Source organism: Sphingobacterium detergens (genome assembly GCF_003610355.1).
Lineage (GTDB): Bacteria > Bacteroidota > Bacteroidia > Sphingobacteriales > Sphingobacteriaceae > Sphingobacterium > Sphingobacterium detergens.
Map to the genome: position 1 here is coordinate 255,569 of NZ_RAPY01000008.1, position 18,342 is coordinate 273,910.

General features: G+C 40.1%; 13 protein-coding genes. 8 read left to right on the forward strand and 5 right to left on the reverse strand.

The genetic code is table 11. The features are described 5' to 3' along the window. Positions 1 to 72: 72 nt before the first annotated feature. Positions 73 to 1,761 (reverse strand): asparagine synthase B, encoded by a 1,689-nt coding sequence (gene asnB, locus DFQ12_RS26995; protein ID WP_120262119.1) that lies wholly within the window; start codon positions 1,759 to 1,761, stop codon positions 73 to 75. 237 nt (positions 1,762 to 1,998) lie between these two features. Between asnB and DFQ12_RS27000 the strand changes: the two genes are divergently transcribed. Beyond that, a complete protein-coding gene (locus tag DFQ12_RS27000) occupies positions 1,999 to 2,574 on the forward strand; it encodes a Crp/Fnr family transcriptional regulator (protein ID WP_120262120.1) in 576 nt (191 codons plus the stop codon). A 224-nt stretch (positions 2,575 to 2,798) separates the two neighbouring features. Further along, a complete protein-coding gene (locus DFQ12_RS27005; RefSeq protein WP_120262121.1) occupies positions 2,799 to 3,260 on the forward strand; it encodes a VOC family protein in 462 nt (153 codons plus the stop codon). 144 nt (positions 3,261 to 3,404) lie between these two features. Here DFQ12_RS27005 and DFQ12_RS27010 read toward each other — a convergent pair whose 3' ends face one another. From DFQ12_RS27010 to DFQ12_RS27020, 3 genes are all read right to left on the reverse strand, one after another. Continuing rightward, positions 3,405 to 3,740, reverse strand: a complete 336-nt coding sequence (locus DFQ12_RS27010; protein WP_120262122.1) for a HopJ type III effector protein — start codon at positions 3,738 to 3,740, stop codon at positions 3,405 to 3,407. A 73-nt stretch (positions 3,741 to 3,813) separates the two neighbouring features. Further along, entirely contained in the window at positions 3,814 to 5,652 is a 1,839-nt protein-coding gene (locus DFQ12_RS27015) for a UbiD family decarboxylase (protein WP_120262123.1), read from the reverse strand. A 229-nt stretch (positions 5,653 to 5,881) separates the two neighbouring features. Further along, entirely contained in the window at positions 5,882 to 6,751 is an 870-nt protein-coding gene (locus DFQ12_RS27020) for an NAD(P)-dependent oxidoreductase (protein WP_120262124.1), read from the reverse strand. Between the two features lie 602 nt (positions 6,752 to 7,353). Here DFQ12_RS27020 and DFQ12_RS27025 point away from each other — a divergent pair. The 6 genes from DFQ12_RS27025 (at position 7,354) to DFQ12_RS27050 (ending at position 16,410) form a co-directional block, all read left to right on the forward strand. Beyond that, positions 7,354 to 8,610 (forward strand): deoxyribodipyrimidine photo-lyase, encoded by a 1,257-nt coding sequence (locus tag DFQ12_RS27025; RefSeq protein WP_244211862.1) that lies wholly within the window; start codon positions 7,354 to 7,356, stop codon positions 8,608 to 8,610. Between the two features lie 181 nt (positions 8,611 to 8,791). Further along, entirely contained in the window at positions 8,792 to 11,533 is a 2,742-nt protein-coding gene (locus DFQ12_RS27030; RefSeq protein ID WP_120262126.1) for a 2-oxoglutarate dehydrogenase E1 component, read from the forward strand. Positions 11,534 to 11,596: 63 nt separating this feature from the next. Beyond that, positions 11,597 to 12,844, forward strand: coding sequence for a 2-oxoglutarate dehydrogenase complex dihydrolipoyllysine-residue succinyltransferase (gene odhB, locus DFQ12_RS27035; RefSeq protein ID WP_120262127.1), 1,248 nt, complete (start codon positions 11,597 to 11,599; stop codon positions 12,842 to 12,844). Between the two features lie 291 nt (positions 12,845 to 13,135). Next, on the forward strand, positions 13,136 to 13,306 hold the full coding sequence (locus DFQ12_RS28715) for a transposase (RefSeq protein ID WP_120262128.1): 171 nt from the start codon (positions 13,136 to 13,138) through the stop codon (positions 13,304 to 13,306). A gap of 157 nt (positions 13,307 to 13,463) precedes the next feature. Continuing rightward, complete coding sequence (locus tag DFQ12_RS27045) at positions 13,464 to 15,023, forward strand: Fic family protein (RefSeq protein ID WP_120262129.1); 1,560 nt, start codon at positions 13,464 to 13,466, stop codon at positions 15,021 to 15,023. A 310-nt stretch (positions 15,024 to 15,333) separates the two neighbouring features. After that, on the forward strand, positions 15,334 to 16,410 hold the full coding sequence (locus DFQ12_RS27050) for a hypothetical protein (protein WP_147420489.1): 1,077 nt from the start codon (positions 15,334 to 15,336) through the stop codon (positions 16,408 to 16,410). A gap of 6 nt (positions 16,411 to 16,416) precedes the next feature. Here the strand turns inward: DFQ12_RS27050 and DFQ12_RS27055 are convergent, their stop codons facing one another. After that, a complete protein-coding gene (locus DFQ12_RS27055; protein ID WP_167457362.1) occupies positions 16,417 to 18,342 on the reverse strand; it encodes an LTA synthase family protein in 1,926 nt (641 codons plus the stop codon).

Genomic DNA, 18,342 nt, shown 5'->3' on the forward strand with positions numbered 1-18,342 from the left:
AACATATTCCAAAAAAATAGGGATGCCTTTGGACATCCCTATTACAACATTAGTATATGGTTGGTTGATTATCTACACAGCTTCTACTTTGGATTTTTCGTAGCTCTCCTGATGCACAGAGGCTACTGCTCTTCCAGATGGATCATTTAGATTTTGGAAAGAAGCATCCCAAGCAAGGGCTTCCGGTGTGCTACAAGCAACAGATTTTACTGAAGGAACAGTCTGTGCAGCAGCTGTGGAAGGAAAATGCGATTCGAAGATTGTTCTATACAAAAACTCTTCCTTGTTCTTTGGTGTATTGATTGGGAAACGTTCGGCTGCTGCTGCAAATTCCTGATCAGAAACCTTGCTTTCTGCCTGCTCTTTTAAGGTATCTATCCAGCTATAACCGACACCATCCGAGAACTGTTCTTTTTGACGCCAGGCGATGCTTTCCGGAAGATAATCCTCAAAAGCTTTACGCACGACCCATTTCTCCATTTTACCATCACGGATCATTTTATCGGATGGATTGATACGCATGGCAATATCCATAAATTCTTTATCCAGGAAAGGTACACGTCCTTCGACACCCCAGGCTGCCAGCGATTTATTTGCACGTAGACAGTCATAGAGGTACAGTTTTTTCAGTTTACGAACAGTTTCCTCGTGAAACTCCTGTGCATTAGGCGCCTTGTGAAAATACAAGTAGCCGCCAAAAAGCTCATCGGATCCCTCACCAGACAGCACCATTTTGATGCCCATGGATTTGATCACACGTGCCAGTAAGTACATCGGAGTCGAAGCGCGGATAGTCGTCACATCGTAAGTCTCCAGGTGATAGATCACATCGCGGATGGCATCCAAACCTTCCTGAATGGTGAAGTTGATTTCATGGTGGATTGTTCCAATATGATCAGCAGCCTTTTGTGCTGCAATTAAATCAGGTGCACCTTTCAAGCCAACAGCAAAAGAATGCAATTGTGGATACCAGGCATCCTCTTTATCGTCAGTTTCAATACGTTTAGATGCAAATTTTTTGGTCACTGCAGCAATCACAGAAGAGTCAAGACCTCCCGAAAGCAATACACCATAAGGAACATCAGACATTAATTGGCGATGTACTGCATCTTCCAATGCTTTACGCAATACGGCGATATCAGTCTCCTTATCTTTCACCGTGTCATAGCTTTCCCAATCGCGTTGGTACCAACGTTGCGGTGTTGTACCTTCTTTACTATATAAATAATGTCCCGGAGGAAATTGCTCAATCGTCTCGCAGAAACCTTCCAAAGACTTTAATTCAGAAGCGACAAACAGTTGTCCTTGCGCATCCTTTCCGTAATACAATGGGATAATCCCCATATGGTCACGGGCAACAAAAAATGAGTCATCACGCGAATCATATAATGCGAAACCAAAGATACCGTTCAACTCATCGACAAACGATGGCCCCTTGGCTAAATACAATGCCAATATTACCTCCGAGTCACTCTGTGTTGCGAACGCATAATCCGGAAGGCTATTCCTTAATTCATGGTGGTTATAGATCTCGCCATTTACAGCCAATACAACTTTGCCATCCGGACTGTACAAAGGTTGACTACCTGATTTCGGGTCAACAATAGCTAATCGCTCATGAGCCAATAAAGCTTTCTCGCCCGTAAATATGCCAGACCAATCTGGACCACGGTGACGAATACGTTTTGACATTTCCAATACTTGGGATCTCAATGAGTCTGCAGGTTGCTTCAATTCAAAAGCGCCAATAATTCCACACATATTATGAAAATTTTAAATATTTCGTTTTTACATTATGTTCTTGATACAAAGTAAAACAATTAAAAACTAAATTCATAATAATTTTTAATTTTTATTATGTTTTTACTAATAAACACCATTTAAACAAGTAAAATTAGCAACAAAACAACTATTTATTTACAATAATCACACAATAGATTAACAACAGCTTTCAAGATTTATCATTAAATTCACTCAGTAATCAAATAAACCAAGGACATGGATCTAATAGGAACTTTTTACAGTGATCTCGCAATTACGCCTGATGAACTGAATTCCATAAAAGAGAAACACCAAGCCATTACGATAAAAAAAGGTGATTTTATACTACACAAAGGACAGGTTTCAAATGCCTACTATTTAATAGAATATGGCCTTACACGATCTTTTTTGCACGACTACGAAGGCAACGAGGTCACGATTGGCTTTTGCAGCGACAACGATGTGGTTATTGAAGTTGCATCTTTTTTCCAGCGTACGCCCACAGTGGAAAATATTCAGGCGCTTACAGACACCAAGCTTTGGAAAATACGATTTGAAGATCATCAGGAACTATTCCATCGTATTCCTGAATTTAGGGAATGGGGGCGTTCATGGATGGCAGCAGAACTGGTACACAGCAAAAACAGAGCTATTGCCATGATCACCGAACCCGCGACCAGCCGATACCTGCGTCTGATCAAAGAAAAACCAATCCTGATCCAGCAGGCTCCTTTAAAACATATCGCCTCTTATCTCGGCATCACAGATACCTCATTGAGCCGTATCCGAAAGGAAATTGTTCACGGCAATTAAAGATTTTTCCTGTCAGCGAAGGTCCATTTTTCAAATCTTGCCTTAGGGCAAGATTTTTATCAAAACTTCAGCTTAATTTTATCTTCACATCCAAAGACAGTCCTCCTGGTTACTGCTCATTGGGGAGAAATTTGAGAAGATAAGGTATAACGCGAATCTTTAGCCGTATTAACGCAAAAAGATACGCATCAAGAAATAATCAATATATTCAAAAATTAGAAATCATGGCAAAATTACACGCTTATTTAAATTTCGATGGGAACTGTGAAGAGGCTTTCACATTTTATGAGAAGGTTTTCCAAACCAAAAATCCGGGATACATGCGTTATGGTGACATCCCCACAGATCCACAAATGCCAGCAATTCCAGATGAGGCCAAGAACAAAATCTGTCATACAGCCATTTCCATCAATGGCGAGAGCATGCTTATGGGTGCAGATGTCGTTCCAGCTTTCGGTCAGCAGTACGTACAGGGCAATAATACTTATGTGATGTTGATGTGTGACAATGCTGAGGAAGCAAAAACCTTACATACCGCGTTAAGCGCCAATGCAAAAGTAGTGGAAATGCCCTTGGGAGAAACATTTTTTGCGGAACTCTACAGCTCATTCCAGGATCAGTTTGGCATCTGCTGGATGGTCTATTTTGGTGGCAGTAAAGACGAAGATTGCGAAAGCAAAGGTTAATATAGACAGGTGCGCTGTACTATAAATTAGTTTACAAAAATAGGGGCTTCTTTCGAGGCCCCTATATATTTGATCGGATCGTGTACAGATCCTGCAATGGCAGTTGGCTTATATTTGATTCAAATGAATGATCACATCCCCGACTTATTTATCAGTCAATACATCCGCCTCAAAAACAACCCCATCCCAGCCATTTGCCATAAACTGGCGGATATTTTGATGCCCCTCACCTACGGGGTTATCCAATACATTCTGATAATGCTCAGCAAACAAGAGCAGGGTATCTGCGACTGAAAGCTCATTTAGTTTGGCAAAATGCAATACTTTTGCGCTCCCCTGATTTTCCGTTGCAGAGTTTTTCAGATTTCCATTTTGAAATGGCGTTGGACTATAGGTATACTGTTCTGCGATATGATCCAAAACTTCCTGAAACTGAAGCTGGCTTCCCTTTGACTTCGCTAATAATTCTTCTGTTTTCATCAGATTAAATTGTATATGCTTTTTGCTAATTGTTTATTAAAGTTCTTTGTCTTTAGCCTTTCCTACTGAATTTCTAAATAATTCCATGGAGTGACCCGCCTTTTGCACCCAATTGATCAACCCGTTTTTCAACAACTTCATCTTTAATCAATGCGGGTGCATGATGCGGTTTAGTGCGTGCGTCAATAATAATCGGCCCTTCACAGCCCCAATGTTTGAACGTTGTAAAACTCTTAATCCCATAGATATCAAATGCTGGGTTACTTCGTGTAAAGGTTGTCCAGACAAAGTTATTAACTGTCTCTGCTGTAAAACTGGCATCGTCGCACAGTACCAGCAGCGGAAAACCTTCCCATGCCAGCCCTTCAGCCGCACGGCACCATTCCCCGATTATCGCAGTTTCATCTCCATAGGCCGTAAAAGCTTGCCCATCGATCGCCAAGACACCCGGCATCACCAGCTTCGCTTGGTTAAATGGCCTTGGCAGATCAAAATTTGCAGGTAGCTCTCGTGCAAGCTCCCTTTTCTTTGTTCCCGCAGCTGCAAATACGACCTTCGAACCCGCATTTAATCCATCGCCCGAATAATCCAAAGTATCTATGGTTGTATTTGTTTGAAAATGAAGATCCCGCGCAGGATCAATCCGTTCCAGAATATGTCCAAAAAATGCTGGAATATCATAGATATCCAATTTGGGATTATCCTCATATGCCGAAATAAAAAGATATTTGGCCAAGCTCAGTTGGTTTTTTCCAAGAATCTGATTGGCAATGGTTAAAATCTCCTGTGGACGGTCCACACGTTGATAAGGAGTATAACGCTCTGATCCTATCGCAAACAATAAGGGATGTACCCCTGCCGCGTCCACCGCATTGACGGCATGCAGGCCTGAGATTTCCTGAGGAATTGCTGCCCCTGTGATTTCGTGAATAAGCGCTCCAAAGCTAGTATCTTCCTGCGGTGGTCGCCCTACCACTGTAAATGACCAGATCGGATCCTTCTTATGGTATACATTATGCACCTTCATCAAGGGGAAAGGATGGGTAAGACTATAATAGCCTATATGATCCCCAAAAGGTCCCTCCGGTTTATTCTCATTAGGATAAACGGTACCTGTAATCACAAAATCCGCATCCGCTGAAATACAAAAACCTTCGTCGTCGTAAAAATAGCGGAACCGTCTATTGCCTAAAGCACCAGCGAAGATCATTTCAGAAAGACCTTCTGGAAGTGGCATGACTGCAGACAGAGGATGCGCAGGTGGGCCACCCACAAAAATACTTACCTTAAGCGGCACACCAAGTTCATTGGCCTTTGTCTGATGAATACCGATTCCGCGGTGCAGTTGGTAGTGCAATCCTATTTCCCGGTCCGGAATATAATCGTTGCCTGAAAGCTGAATCCGATACATCCCCAGGTTGGCATGCATGATCCCCGGCTTATTTACATCTTCCGTATAGACCTGTGGCATGGTGACAAAAGCACCACCATCCATTGGCCAGTTAACAATTTGAGGAAGCTTACTGATGCTTGTTTTACCGTGTAGGATTGGAGCGCCCGACTTCTTTTTCCAAGGCAAGGCACCTAGCGCAGTCATGGATGAACCGATATATTGAAATGGATTTTTTAACACAGCACCCGGGTTCATCTTGACATCCACCAACTTTTTAAGATGATCCAACGAATCACGAAACATAAACTTCGAACGGTCCAATGTACCAAAGAGATTGGATACAGCCGGAAATTCCGAACCTTTGATATTTTCAAAATACAATGCTGGTCCCTCGACATCAAACACCCGCATATGAATTGCAGCCATTTCGAGGTAAGGATCGACTTCCTCTTTAATCCGGATTAAATGACCATGTTTTTCAAGATCCGCAACACATGCTGCTAGACTATTGTATCCCATATATTAAATCTGTATCAACGCGTTAATCCACAAATTTAACAGAATAATTTAGAAGTAAATAATTATTCACCCCTGTTTATCTCCATGGGAACTACAAATGCTTTATATAAAAAGCATAAACTCACAAACCAAAAAAAACTTATAGCGACAAGCATCAAAAGCAAGCAAAAAAGCATCAAAACGAAGCATGCAGCAGGTTTTCGTTAGTCGTTAGACCATTCAGAAAAACTCAGGTATCCATACTGACATAGGCTTTCAGTGGCGTAAATTCAAAGGACTGGACCTTCTGCCAAGTTGAATTGTCCACATTTTTTTCATAATAGAGTACCCGTCTAAATTCATCGATATCTTCCTTATTGATATCGTTGAACCGGCTCAGCAATAGCTTCGCAAAAAATTTGTTCACGCCGATCTCGCGTTTTTGTGTATCGGAAGTATAATTGAGAAATTGATAAAATAAATTCCTAAAGGTCACCTCTTCATGTCCACCGAGGTAAATCACCTCAGATATAAAGTTACCTTCCCAGGGCATTTCCCGAAGCCAACGGTAGACATCCAATAAGGGTAAGGGATGAAATTTCAGGGAGGCGACCCAGTTCCAATAGAATATCGTCTGCCGTTTAGCAAGTTTGCTAAAAATTCGGTTCAGCACACTTTCCTTACCAATAACGCTACTTTTAACCACAATGGTGTACTGTACGCGCAAAGCTTCCAATAGATTCCGGACAGGTTCTAAAAAATGCTCATCCATCAGCCGGGCCACATAGATTACACGGTTATTGCCCGCCCGTCTACAGATTTCAACAAAATTACGAAGACCCAGTAGTTCCAGCTGAAGCTGGATATCGTTATCCAAGGTCGGAACCTGCGTAAAATAAATTCCGAAGTTCAGGTTACTGATCTGAAAATTATCATAAGCGGGTCCCTTCCGCAACAAATCAAGTTCAAAAAGTCTTGCTGTCACTTTCTCCTTCACAATTTTATTAAAAATAGACAAGTTGCGCACCAAACCTGTAACATCAAAATCCTTCGTTTGTAAATAGCATGACGCCCGTCGTCCCAAATAGGTATTTAGCCCACTAATTAACACCTTTTTCATTCTTATAATTATTTCTGAGCACTCGCTTTCAATGGTATAAATGTGCTAGTTGCAGCCTTTTTTATTATTATTTTTTAAGTTAAGCATGAGACTACCTTTGGTTTTAATGAGTAACCAAACGATCGGCTGGATCTCATTTTAACTGTCCTATAGATTGCAAAAGCCCATGCTAGTTTTTCTCTTCAAATACGTTGACTAACTAATATCATAATTCTCTAATTTTAGAACAGAGAAACATCAAATAAGTTTAACACTATTTTTATTTTTCTATTTGAGCACCTGCCGTCAAGTCGATCAACAAGACTGTGGTCTATATGTTGGAGCACAAGACCGAGGTGGCGGAGTAGCTTTTTTTTCCCTGATAAAGAAGCAATCATTGATCGTTTAGACTATTTTCTATACATGATTTAAGCAAAATGAAACTGTTGTCAGAAATTTATTACATGTAGCAATTCTGTCTAAAACCTATTCTTTGTCCTTTTTATGTCAATTCACGCCTAAATATTTTCACAAACACAATATCCTTATATATTTGTAAATCTTCTGAAAATAGGCTGCACTAAAAAGTATTTATCTTCACCTCTATGGACAAAAGGGCTACAATGATCTGGTTTAGAAATGATTTAAGACTTCATGACAATGAGGTATTTTATCAAGCCTCTGAGAAGAGTTCCTTCATCATTCCTGTCTATTGTTTTGATCCCCGTTATTTTGACCGCAATCAGTTTGGCAATTTAAATACAGGTGTGCTGCGCGCAGCATTTGTGATCGAAGCTGTCACTGCCTTAAAAGAAAAATTAAAAAGCCATGGAAGTGACCTACTGACCTATATTGGCAAGCCTGAGGATATTATCCCGCGTATTGCCCAAAAATATCAGGTTAATGAAGTCTATCATCATCGGGAAGTTGCACTGCGCGAGACCTCTATTTCCGAAAAAGTAGAGAGTGAACTCTGGAACAGCAAAATCAACCTTCGTCATTTTATTGGACATACACTTTACCATAAAGAAGATCTCCCTTTTCCGATCAAAGATATTCCAAATGGATTTTCCGTTTTCAAGAAAAAGGTGGAACGTGAGAGTTCGGTCCGTCAACCGATTCCTTTTCCCTCAAATTTCCTGACTCCCCCACATCTTGAAGACACCAAGATCCCCACATTGAAGGACTTAGGTTATTCAGACGAGGAGATAAAATCTGTTGATGACATCTATCTATTGGGCGGAGAGGATACGGCATTGAGTATTATGCATTCGGTCTTGTCCACTTATCCGGAAACGGAGCAGGATCCTGTCATATTAGGTCCTTTTATCGCTGCTGGAGCTTTATCCCCGATCCTTCTTTACAACAACATAAAAAAATTAGGGGAAGGAAAAAAAGACAAACGATTTGAAAAAATAATAGATATCTTACTTTGGCGGGATTATTTCCGTTTTATGCTCAAAAAATATCCTAATGTATTTTTCAAATCGCTGGGTACAAAAAACAGTACTACAGCAGATATTCCGGCGTTAACGATGAATGAGGAACTATTCGAAAAATGGAAATCCGGTCAGACAGCGCATGATTTCATCAATAGTACCATGATACAATTGAAAAAGACGGGTTATATCCCCTATCAGGCGGGATTGATCGCCGCCAGTTACTTGGTACATGAATATCAGGTCAATTGGTTAAAGGGAGCATCCTGGTTTGAAGAACAGCTTTTGGATTATTCTCCAGCCACCGTATACGGACAATGGTCCCATGTCGCTGGTGTAGGCACGAGTGAAAAAGATAACAAGGCTTTGGATTGGCAGAAATTGATCAAAACCAACTTCCCAAACGGTCTTCCAAAATTGGATGAATTATTCGCTAAATAAATCTTCGGCAGAAATAGATAATTTCAAAACAAAAGAAATTTGTAGGGCCCTGTGGGGCACTTTTAAATCATGCTAAAAATGTTAAGAATTGGATAGATTTATTGATTAAATTATTCAATTTCAGTATTAGAAACTCTTTTTTTATTCATAACTTTGACAAATTTCATAGTTTTAATTGTAAATGGACAATCTGACATATTTGAGTAATGCTGATTCGGCTTATGTCGATGGCTTATATCAATCGTACAAGCAAGATCCCCAATCGGTAGATTTCGGATGGCAAAAATTCTTTGAAGGCTTTGATTTCGGTCAAAATGCTGGTGGAACAACAAGTTCAGTAGGCGAGGCAACTCCTGAGCACGTATTGAAAGAAATCAATGTGCTGAACATGATCAACGGTTACCGTGACCGTGGCCACCTCTTCACTCACACTAACCCTGTTCGCGAAAGACGTAAGTACTACCCTGGAAAGGAATTGGAAACGTTTGGTCTTGCTGAGGCAGACATGAACACCGTTTTCAATGCTGGTGTTGAAGTTGGCTTAGGTCCAGCAACATTAAAAGATATCCGTCAACTGGTTGAAGACACCTATTGCCGTTCTATTGGTGCAGAATTCAAATATATCCGTAATCCAGAAAAGATTAAATGGTTGCAGGACCGCATGGAAGCGGACCGCAATATGCCAAAATTCTCTTTGGATACAAAAAAGAGAATACTGAACAAACTGAACCATGCTGTTGTATTTGAGAACTTTTTGGGCACTAAATTTTTAGGTCAAAAACGTTTCTCTTTGGAAGGTGCAGAAAGCTTAATCCCTGCGTTGGATTCAGTTATCGAAAAAGGTTCAGAAATTGGCATCCAAGAGTTTGTAATCGGTATGGCTCACCGTGGTCGTTTGAACGTATTGACCAATATCATGGGTAAATCTTACAAATCCATCTTCTCAGAATTTGAAGGTAAAACCTATGCAGACGATCCTGAGGTAAACTTCGGTGGTGACGTAAAATACCATTTGGGTTTCTCTTCAGAGGTAAAAACCAACGATGGCAAATCGGTTCACTTGAGTTTAGCGCCAAACCCTTCCCATTTGGAAACAGTAGATCCAATTGTAGAAGGTATGGTACGTTCTAAAATCGACTTCAAATACGATGGTGATTCATCGAAAATTGCACCGATCATTATCCATGGTGATGCTGCAATTGCGGGTCAGGGCGTGGTATACGAGGTAACTCAAATGTCCAAACTAGATGGTTACAAAACTGGCGGTACAGTACATATCGTTATCAATAACCAAATCGGATTTACAACAAACTATAAAGATGCACGTTCTGGAACATATTGTACAGATGTTGCAAAAATCACTTCTTCGCCTGTATTCCATGTCAATGGAGATGATGCAGAAGCTGTAGTTTATGCGATTAATTTGGCTGTTGAATACCGTCAAAAATACAAAACAGACGTATTTATCGACTTATTATGTTACAGAAGATTTGGTCACAATGAGGCTGATGAACCGAAGTTCACACAACCGTTGTTGTACAAAATCATTGAAAAACATCCGAATCCAAAAGAAGTATACGCGAAAAAATTAATCTCCGAAGGAAGTATTGATGAAGCGTATTCAAAAAATATAGAAAAAGAATTTAAGGCGGAATTGCAGACGAAACTTGAAGAAGCAAAAACTATTGAAGTATTGACTGAAGATCTTCCGATGTTTAAAGGTGCCTGGGAAGGATTACGTCCGGCGAAAAAAGGAGAAGTATCGACAACTACGGATAAAACTAAAGTTGCAAAAGATCTTTTCTTGAAATTGGCGAAAGAGATCACAACTTTACCTTCGGACAAAAAATTCTTCCGTAAGATTACTCGTCTGTTCGAAGATCGGGCAAAAATGATCAGCAATGATGCATACGATTGGGCAATGGGTGAATTAATGGCTTATGCGACTTTATTGGATCAAGGCAACCGTGTTCGTATCTCAGGTCAAGATGTACAACGTGGTACATTCTCACACCGTCATGCAGTATTGACTTTGGAAGATTCTGAAGAGAAATATATTCCATTGGCAAATATCAAAGGTGGCGACAAATTCTCGATCTACAACTCCTTACTTTCAGAATATGCTGTTTTAGGTTTTGAATATGGCTATGCCTCTTCAAATCCAAACTCGTTAACAATTTGGGAAGCACAATTCGGTGATTTCTACAATGGTGCTCAAATCATCGTAGATCAATACCTGTCGAGTGCGGAAACAAAATGGAGACGTTCAAACGGCTTAGTGATGATGTTGCCACATGGTATGGAAGGGCAAGGTCCTGAGCACTCTTCGGCACGTATCGAAAGATTCTTGGAACTATGTGCAGATGAGAACATGATCTTGGCAAACTGTACCTTACCAGCCAACTATTTCCACTTGTTACGTCGTCAATTGGTACGCGAATTCCGTAAACCATTGGTGATCTTTACACCGAAATCATTGTTGCGTCACCCGAAAGTTGTTTCTCCATTGAAAGACTTTACAGAAGGTGTATTCCAAGAAGTCATCGATGATGCAAATGTAGCTGCAAAAGATGTAAAACGTGTATTGTTCTGTTCTGGTAAAGTTTATTATGACTTATTGGAAAAACAAGAAACGGACAAACGTAAGGATGTAGCCATCGTTCGCATCGAGCAATTGTTTCCAATCCCGGCTGAGCAGTTGAAAGCGATCCGTAAAAAATACAACAAAGCCAAAGAGTTTGTATGGGTGCAAGAGGAAAATGAGAACATGGGTGCATGGTCTTACTACTGCCGCAAACTGATGGGTACTGAAATTGCATTTACAGGTTTCGTAGCGCGTAAAGAAAGCGGAAGTACAGCAACAGGTTATATGAAACAACACGTTGCTCAACAAGCAGAGATCTTAAATAAATCATTCGAATAAAAACAATTTAAAATCAATTGCGTCTTATGTATAGGACGCAATTGTCAATAAAGAACATTATATATGAGCTTAGAAATTAAAGTACCAACCGTAGGTGAATCTATCACGGAGGTAACCTTATCACAATGGTTGAAACAAGATGGCGATTATGTGGAGATGGATGAAAACATCGCCGAACTGGAGTCAGACAAAGCGACGTTTGAATTACCAGCTGAAAAAGCAGGTATCTTAAGAATCATTGCACAAGAAGGTGATACTTTAGAAATCGGTGCTGTCGTTTGTACAATTGAAGAAGGTCAAGCTCCTGCTGGTGGTTCAGCTCCGGCTGCTGCGCCTGCTGCTGAGGCATCATCTACTGCAGCTCCAGTTGCTGCTGCTGCTGCAAAAGACGAAGATCCAGATAGCTACGCTGCTGGTACAGCTTCTCCTGCTGCCGCAAAAATTTTGAGAGAAAAAGGAATTGATCCTTCAACTATAAAAGGAACAGGTAAAGATGGCCGCATCACAAAAGAAGATGCTGACAAGGCTCAACCTGTTGCAAAAGCTGCAGCTCCAGCTGCGAAACCTGCTGCTCCTGCCGCTACAACTACAGCTGCACCAGTTGCTGGTTCCAGAAATGAGCGTCGTGAGAAATTATCTTCTTTACGTAAAACTATCGCAAAACGTTTAGTAGCTGTTAAAAACGAAACAGCCATGTTGACAACTTTCAACGAAGTCAATATGCAGCCGATCATGGATCTACGTGCTAAATATAAAGATACGTTCAAAGAGAAATTTGGTATCGGTCTTGGTTTTATGTCTTTCTTTACAAAAGCAGTAACTACAGCATTGGCAGAATGGCCAGCAGTGAATGCTCGTATCGAAGAAAATGAAATCGTGTATTCTGATTTTGCAGATATTTCAATTGCAGTTTCTGCACCTAAAGGGCTTGTTGTTCCTATTATCCGTAACGCAGATGCGATGTCATTGGAGCAAATCGAGAAAGCGATTGCTACATTGGCGGGTAAAGCACGTGATAACAAATTAACGATCGACGAGATGACAGGTGGTACATTTACAATCACTAACGGTGGTGTATTTGGATCAATGATGTCAACGCCTATCATCAACGCACCACAATCAGCAATCTTGGGTATGCACAACATCATCCAACGTCCTATCGCTGAGAATGGTCAGGTTGTGATCCGTCCAATGATGTACATTGCACTTTCTTACGATCACCGTATTATTGACGGTCGTGAGTCAGTAAGCTTCTTGGTTCGTGTAAAACAATTATTAGAAGATCCAGCTCGTTTATTGTTGGGCGTATAATTTTAATAAGAAAATAAGATCGATGTTTTGTTTAGCGTGATTTCTACACTTTGAGCGATTTCATCAAATTAAATAAACAAGAGCCCGGTTTAGATCGGGCTCTTGTTTATTTAAAACAAAATTATTCATATCCCCTCGCTGCTAGTAATATACTTGCAAACAAATTCGATGAAGGCTCTTTCTCCTTCATATCAGAACAGTAACCTTCTAATCCTTCAAAAAATTGGTCAATAAAACCATTTTTCTTGCTGTTGGCATGAACAGGGGTAGCTATAAAACTCGGATATCTAGCTGAGCCAGAATGAAAGTGCCAGCTTTTGGATAGGAATCCTGACAGACCTACAATCGCGGAACCTAGAGGATATACTGATTACAATGACAGATAATTTCAATGGTTACTCCCCTACTATACGAAGGGTCTTTCCTAAGTGCTATATTTTAAATCATTTAGCAATTAACTAGACGAACACAGCAACAAACAATAAGAGTAACACGACAGCAAACAATAAGACTAACACGACAACAAACAATAAGATTAACACAACAACAAACAATAAGATTAACACAATATTTGCTAACTTTATCATTCGAAAAAAAGTATCATATAATCCATCTTAACATGGCAACTCCGAAAGAGAGATTTATAGAGGCTTTACAAGTATTAAAGGAGCTACAAGATCAAGGCATTGTTGGTATACACACCAATGACTTCCCAAGCAGAAGGTATAGAGAAATTCTTATTAAAAATGGTTTCTTAAAAGATGTGAGCAAAGGGTGGTATATATCATCAGATCCAAATGAAAAGGAAGGAGAGACAACTTCATGGTATACATCTTATTGGGATTTTATCCCAAGATTTATTACCCATAAATATGATAAAAACTGGAGCTTATCTGCTGACCATTCTCTATTAATTCATGCTGGAAATTGTTCAGTCCCACAACAACTTATTATTTTATCACCAAAAGGCAATAACAGCAGTATCCCCTTCCGTCATAACACGTCATTATTCAGTTTACGAAAAGATCCTCCTTTACCGCAGTACCGGATAACTACGAATAAAGGAATTATCATGTATAATCTTCAAGCGTCTTTAGTTTATGCTTCACCAAGCTTATATACCCATCATCCTATTGATATGCGAACTATTTTGTCACTGATCAAGGATTCGTCTGAAATATTATCAATCCTATTGGAGAATGGACATACTACAATCGCAGGTCGATTGGCAGGAGCATTTAGAAATATTAAAAAGGATAAAATTGCGGATCAGATCATTGACACTTTTAAACAAGCGGACTACGATATCCGTGAGGAAGATCCTTTTGATAGTAAATTGGAACTAACTCTTTCCAGCAGGGAAATGTCACCTTATGCGAACCGTATCAAGCTAATGTGGTCAGAAATGCGGAAAGTAATAATTGCATCTTTCCCGCCTGCACCGGGAATACCTTATGACAAGAAAGCGTATTTAAAAACTATTGAAGATATATATATAACAGATGCTTATCATTCCCTATCGATCGAACGCTACCGTGTAACTCCTGATTTGATAGCTAAGGTAAGCTCCGGTGAATGGAACACAAAAGAGAATGAAGAGGATCTCAACCAACGAGACGCCATGGCTGCACGTGGATATTATCTAACATTTCAATCCGTAAAAGAAACAATAAAAGCAATATTAGATGGGAAGAATGCAGGTACAGAAGTCGATAAAGATCACTCTAAATGGTATAGAGATATGTTCAGTCCAAGTGTAACTGCCGGAATACTCAAACCGTCTGATCTTGCCGGTTACCGAAATCATCAAGTTTATATTGGTAACTCCAAACATATGCCTTTAAGCGTTGAAGCAATGCGGGATACTATGCCAATATTATTTGAACTATTGGAACAAGAGCCGGAAGCGTCTGTACGAGTCGTTCTTGGACATTTCATTTTTGTCTTCATTCATCCATATATGGACGGAAATGGCCGTATGGGACGTTTTTTAATGAATGCTATGTTAGCCTCCGGAGGTTACCCATGGACAGTCATACCTGTCGAAAGCCGAAAAATTTACATGGAAACCCTCGAAAAAGCTAGTGTTGAAAACAATATAGAACCATTTTCGCGTTTTTTAGGAGATTTGGTAGAAAAAGGCTTGCGAGGAGAACAAGTTGCCACGTTACCTTCATAAATGTACCAAAATATAACAAGCCACTCCTAATCAATGCAGTTTGCCAAAATATAAAGAGAGATTTACCTTTCTGAAAGTAAAAACTCGCCAGATATTAATTTGTGATAAAAATCATCCTCCCGCTACCCCATCTCCTATGGCTTTTGTGAGATTTCTGCCTGCGAATATAAATCCAGATTTTTTTTCATCTTTTTATTTTATACTTTCACTTCCAGTTATTTGTTTGCTAATAGATTATCAGCGAATTAAATAAGCTAACGAGGTTCATTTTTTTGACCAGCGGAATGGAAGATGCATTAAATAAACAATTATGAACACTAAGATAATAGGTCTAACGATTATTCTTTTGCTCGCTGCGTTGGCACTCTCAGCCAATATGGCCAATCCTTTTGGTCCTCATAGCATCACAGCACAACTGGTTCCTTCGGGTAAAGCAAAAGTACTTCGCGAGCGAATAGATATCCAACTTGTGCAAGACACACTGGATTATGATTATCAGAGCCAATTCAATATCGAGTATATTATCCATGCGGAGGAAAATATGGACTTCCCTTTGGTATTCCTTGCCTTCAATTTAGATGGATTAGAAAAGGTGACTGTTAACCAAAATGAGATTAAATCCCTCCCCTTGGATCCATCAAACACAAAATTCCCTTTCCTACGGCTCAAAGATGGTTATTATGAGATCAGCTATGGAAAAGCGGAATGGGAACGAATTAACCTGAATGATGCCTTTTATTTTACCGCCAAACTTCACAAGGGTGAAAACAGCATCAAAGTTCAGTACCGTGCTTTAATGAAGTATGACCGACGGGATATCCTCACAAAATATGAAATTGAATACCTTTTATTTCCCTCCAAGTATTGGTCTTCCTTTGGCCCAATTGATCTGTACCTGCATACGGGAGATAAGATGAAGGCTTACGCACAGAATTTGGGCGTTCCTAAACAGCAAACGGACACACTCGTACATTGGGTCATTGAATCCGTCGGAAAACAGGACAGTTTCAAAATTGAAGTTGGGGAAAAGACCTCATTTTTAGCAAGCGTCATCCTCTGGATCAGTCCAGGGCTCCTCGCATTCATCAGCTCCCTAGTGCTATTTTATTTACACATCAGGTATATCTATAAAAAGTACAAAATCGGTCGGTACCGTTATGCGTTGCTCATTGGAAATCTGATCGTACCGCCATCATTCTATAGTTTTTGCTGGTTTTGGAGCAGTTTGGCAAATTACCTGGTCAATGGTATTTTTGCAGATAACAGTCGGGGGTTTATTCTATTGGTCATTGTTACCTTGCCATTTATCTATATCATTTATGATCTGGTTCTTTTTGTCATCGATAGAAGCATCCGGATCAAATTTCAAAAACAGCAATCGAATTAAGCTGACCTATTTTTTATAGGTCAACTTATTTTCAATCATCCGATTGTTATATTGTTGAATGAAAGCTTTCATCTTGGTTTCCATCGTATCCAGGACAGCTGGATGTTGTTTTATCAGGTCCTGTTTCATCAAGCGATCTTGCTTCATATTATAAAGAGATAATGGTTTAAGACCATCGTAAGACATCATATAGTCTTTGTAGTAAAAATTATAGCTTCCTGCATTATTGTTCAGCACAAAATTATCCCTTCCCGGCTTAAATGCATCTGATCCAAAGGCAAAATAAGGTTCGTCATAATGGAGGTAATTTAAGACCGTTGGCATAATATCGATCTGTTGCACCAGTTTATCGGCCTTGCCGACCAAGCCATCGCCCGGCGCATAAAATATAATCGGGATCTGGAAGCCCCCGGCTGTGGTCTGATACTCGGGAAGGTAACTTACAGTTGCGTGATCAGCACAGATCACAAATAAGGTATTGTTGAACCAGGGCATTTTAGATGCCGTCGCAAAGAATTCGCGAAGTGCATTATCGGTATAGCCAATAGGTTCCTGCACGGGTAGCGGTCCTTTCGGAAATTTTCCTTGATACTTCTCTGGCACCTTAAAGGGATGGTGCGAGGAAAGCGAAAAGAAGCTCGCAAAAAACGGTTGTTTTAACGTATTGATTTTATTCGCAGTAAACTGTAGAAAAGGTTCATCCCAAATTCCCCAGATACCATCAAAATCCCGATCATTGTTATATTCGTTTTTACCAAAATAATGTTGAATTCCGGCTAACTTCATATAGGCGGAAAAACCCATACTTCCATTCGGAGCTCCGTGGAAAAATGCTGTTTCATACCCTTTTTTCCTCAGGAGTTTAGCCAAGCTCGTGGTTTCATTACCCGAATACACCGAAAGTACAAAGGGTTCGCCAATGGAAGGAATACCAGTAATCACCGAAGGCAAAGCGTCGATGGATTTGCGACCATTCGCATAGGTATCTGTAAAAGTATAGCCGTTGCGAATCAAAGAATCTAAAAAAGGAGTATAACCTTTATATTTCCCACCTTGAATATCTTTATTCAGTTCACCAAAATGTTCCTTCGCGAAGCTTTCCAAAATCAAGACAACAACATTCTTTTTATTGAAGGGTTTGTCCGTTTGTGGAAAATGGATTGGATCATACAACTTGCTCAGCTCTTGCTCTGGATAATAGTTCACCGGCTTGAGACTAACAGCTTTTAAGGTTTTCAATATACTAAATGGCGTATTCAGTACAATATTCATTTCTTCGGGGGTGTCCACATAGTCACCGGCATTGCTCAATGTAATCGGACGGGTACTGTGTGCCCAGCCGCCACGAACGCCACCTATAAAAAGAAAAGCGGTCAATAAAAAGAAAGGAACCTGAACAAGGAAAGATTTCCAGGAATAACGTTTTGGTCTTTCCAGTTGGATCAATTGATACGATTTTGATAAGCCATAAACGAGCAGTGCAAATACCAGCAGGAGATACCAGTAATCAAGACAAAAGTCAAATGCCAATTTAAACAAGTTGGACTCATTTGAAAACTGGCTCAATACCGTACCGGTGGTCCGTTTTAGTGTAAACGGGTAATAGGCATAGTCAATCAGGTTCAAGGCGATCCCTAGTGAATTGACTACGACAAAGATCCATTTGGAAATCCGTTGATAGATTGGATTAGCTATGAATGGTCCGGGGACCGTCTGCATAACAATGTAAAGAATATTCAGATAAAGCAAAGCAACTGTATCAAAACGCACACCTCCACCAAACATCACAAACAGTTTCCCTGCATTTACATTAGGAAATAATGAGGCATTAAGCAGGTAAAACCCCCATCTAAGCAGGGCGTAAACGATTAAAAGAAAGGCAAAGCGAATGGCGACTGCAAAATAGGGTGCTAATATTCCTCTTAACTTCAT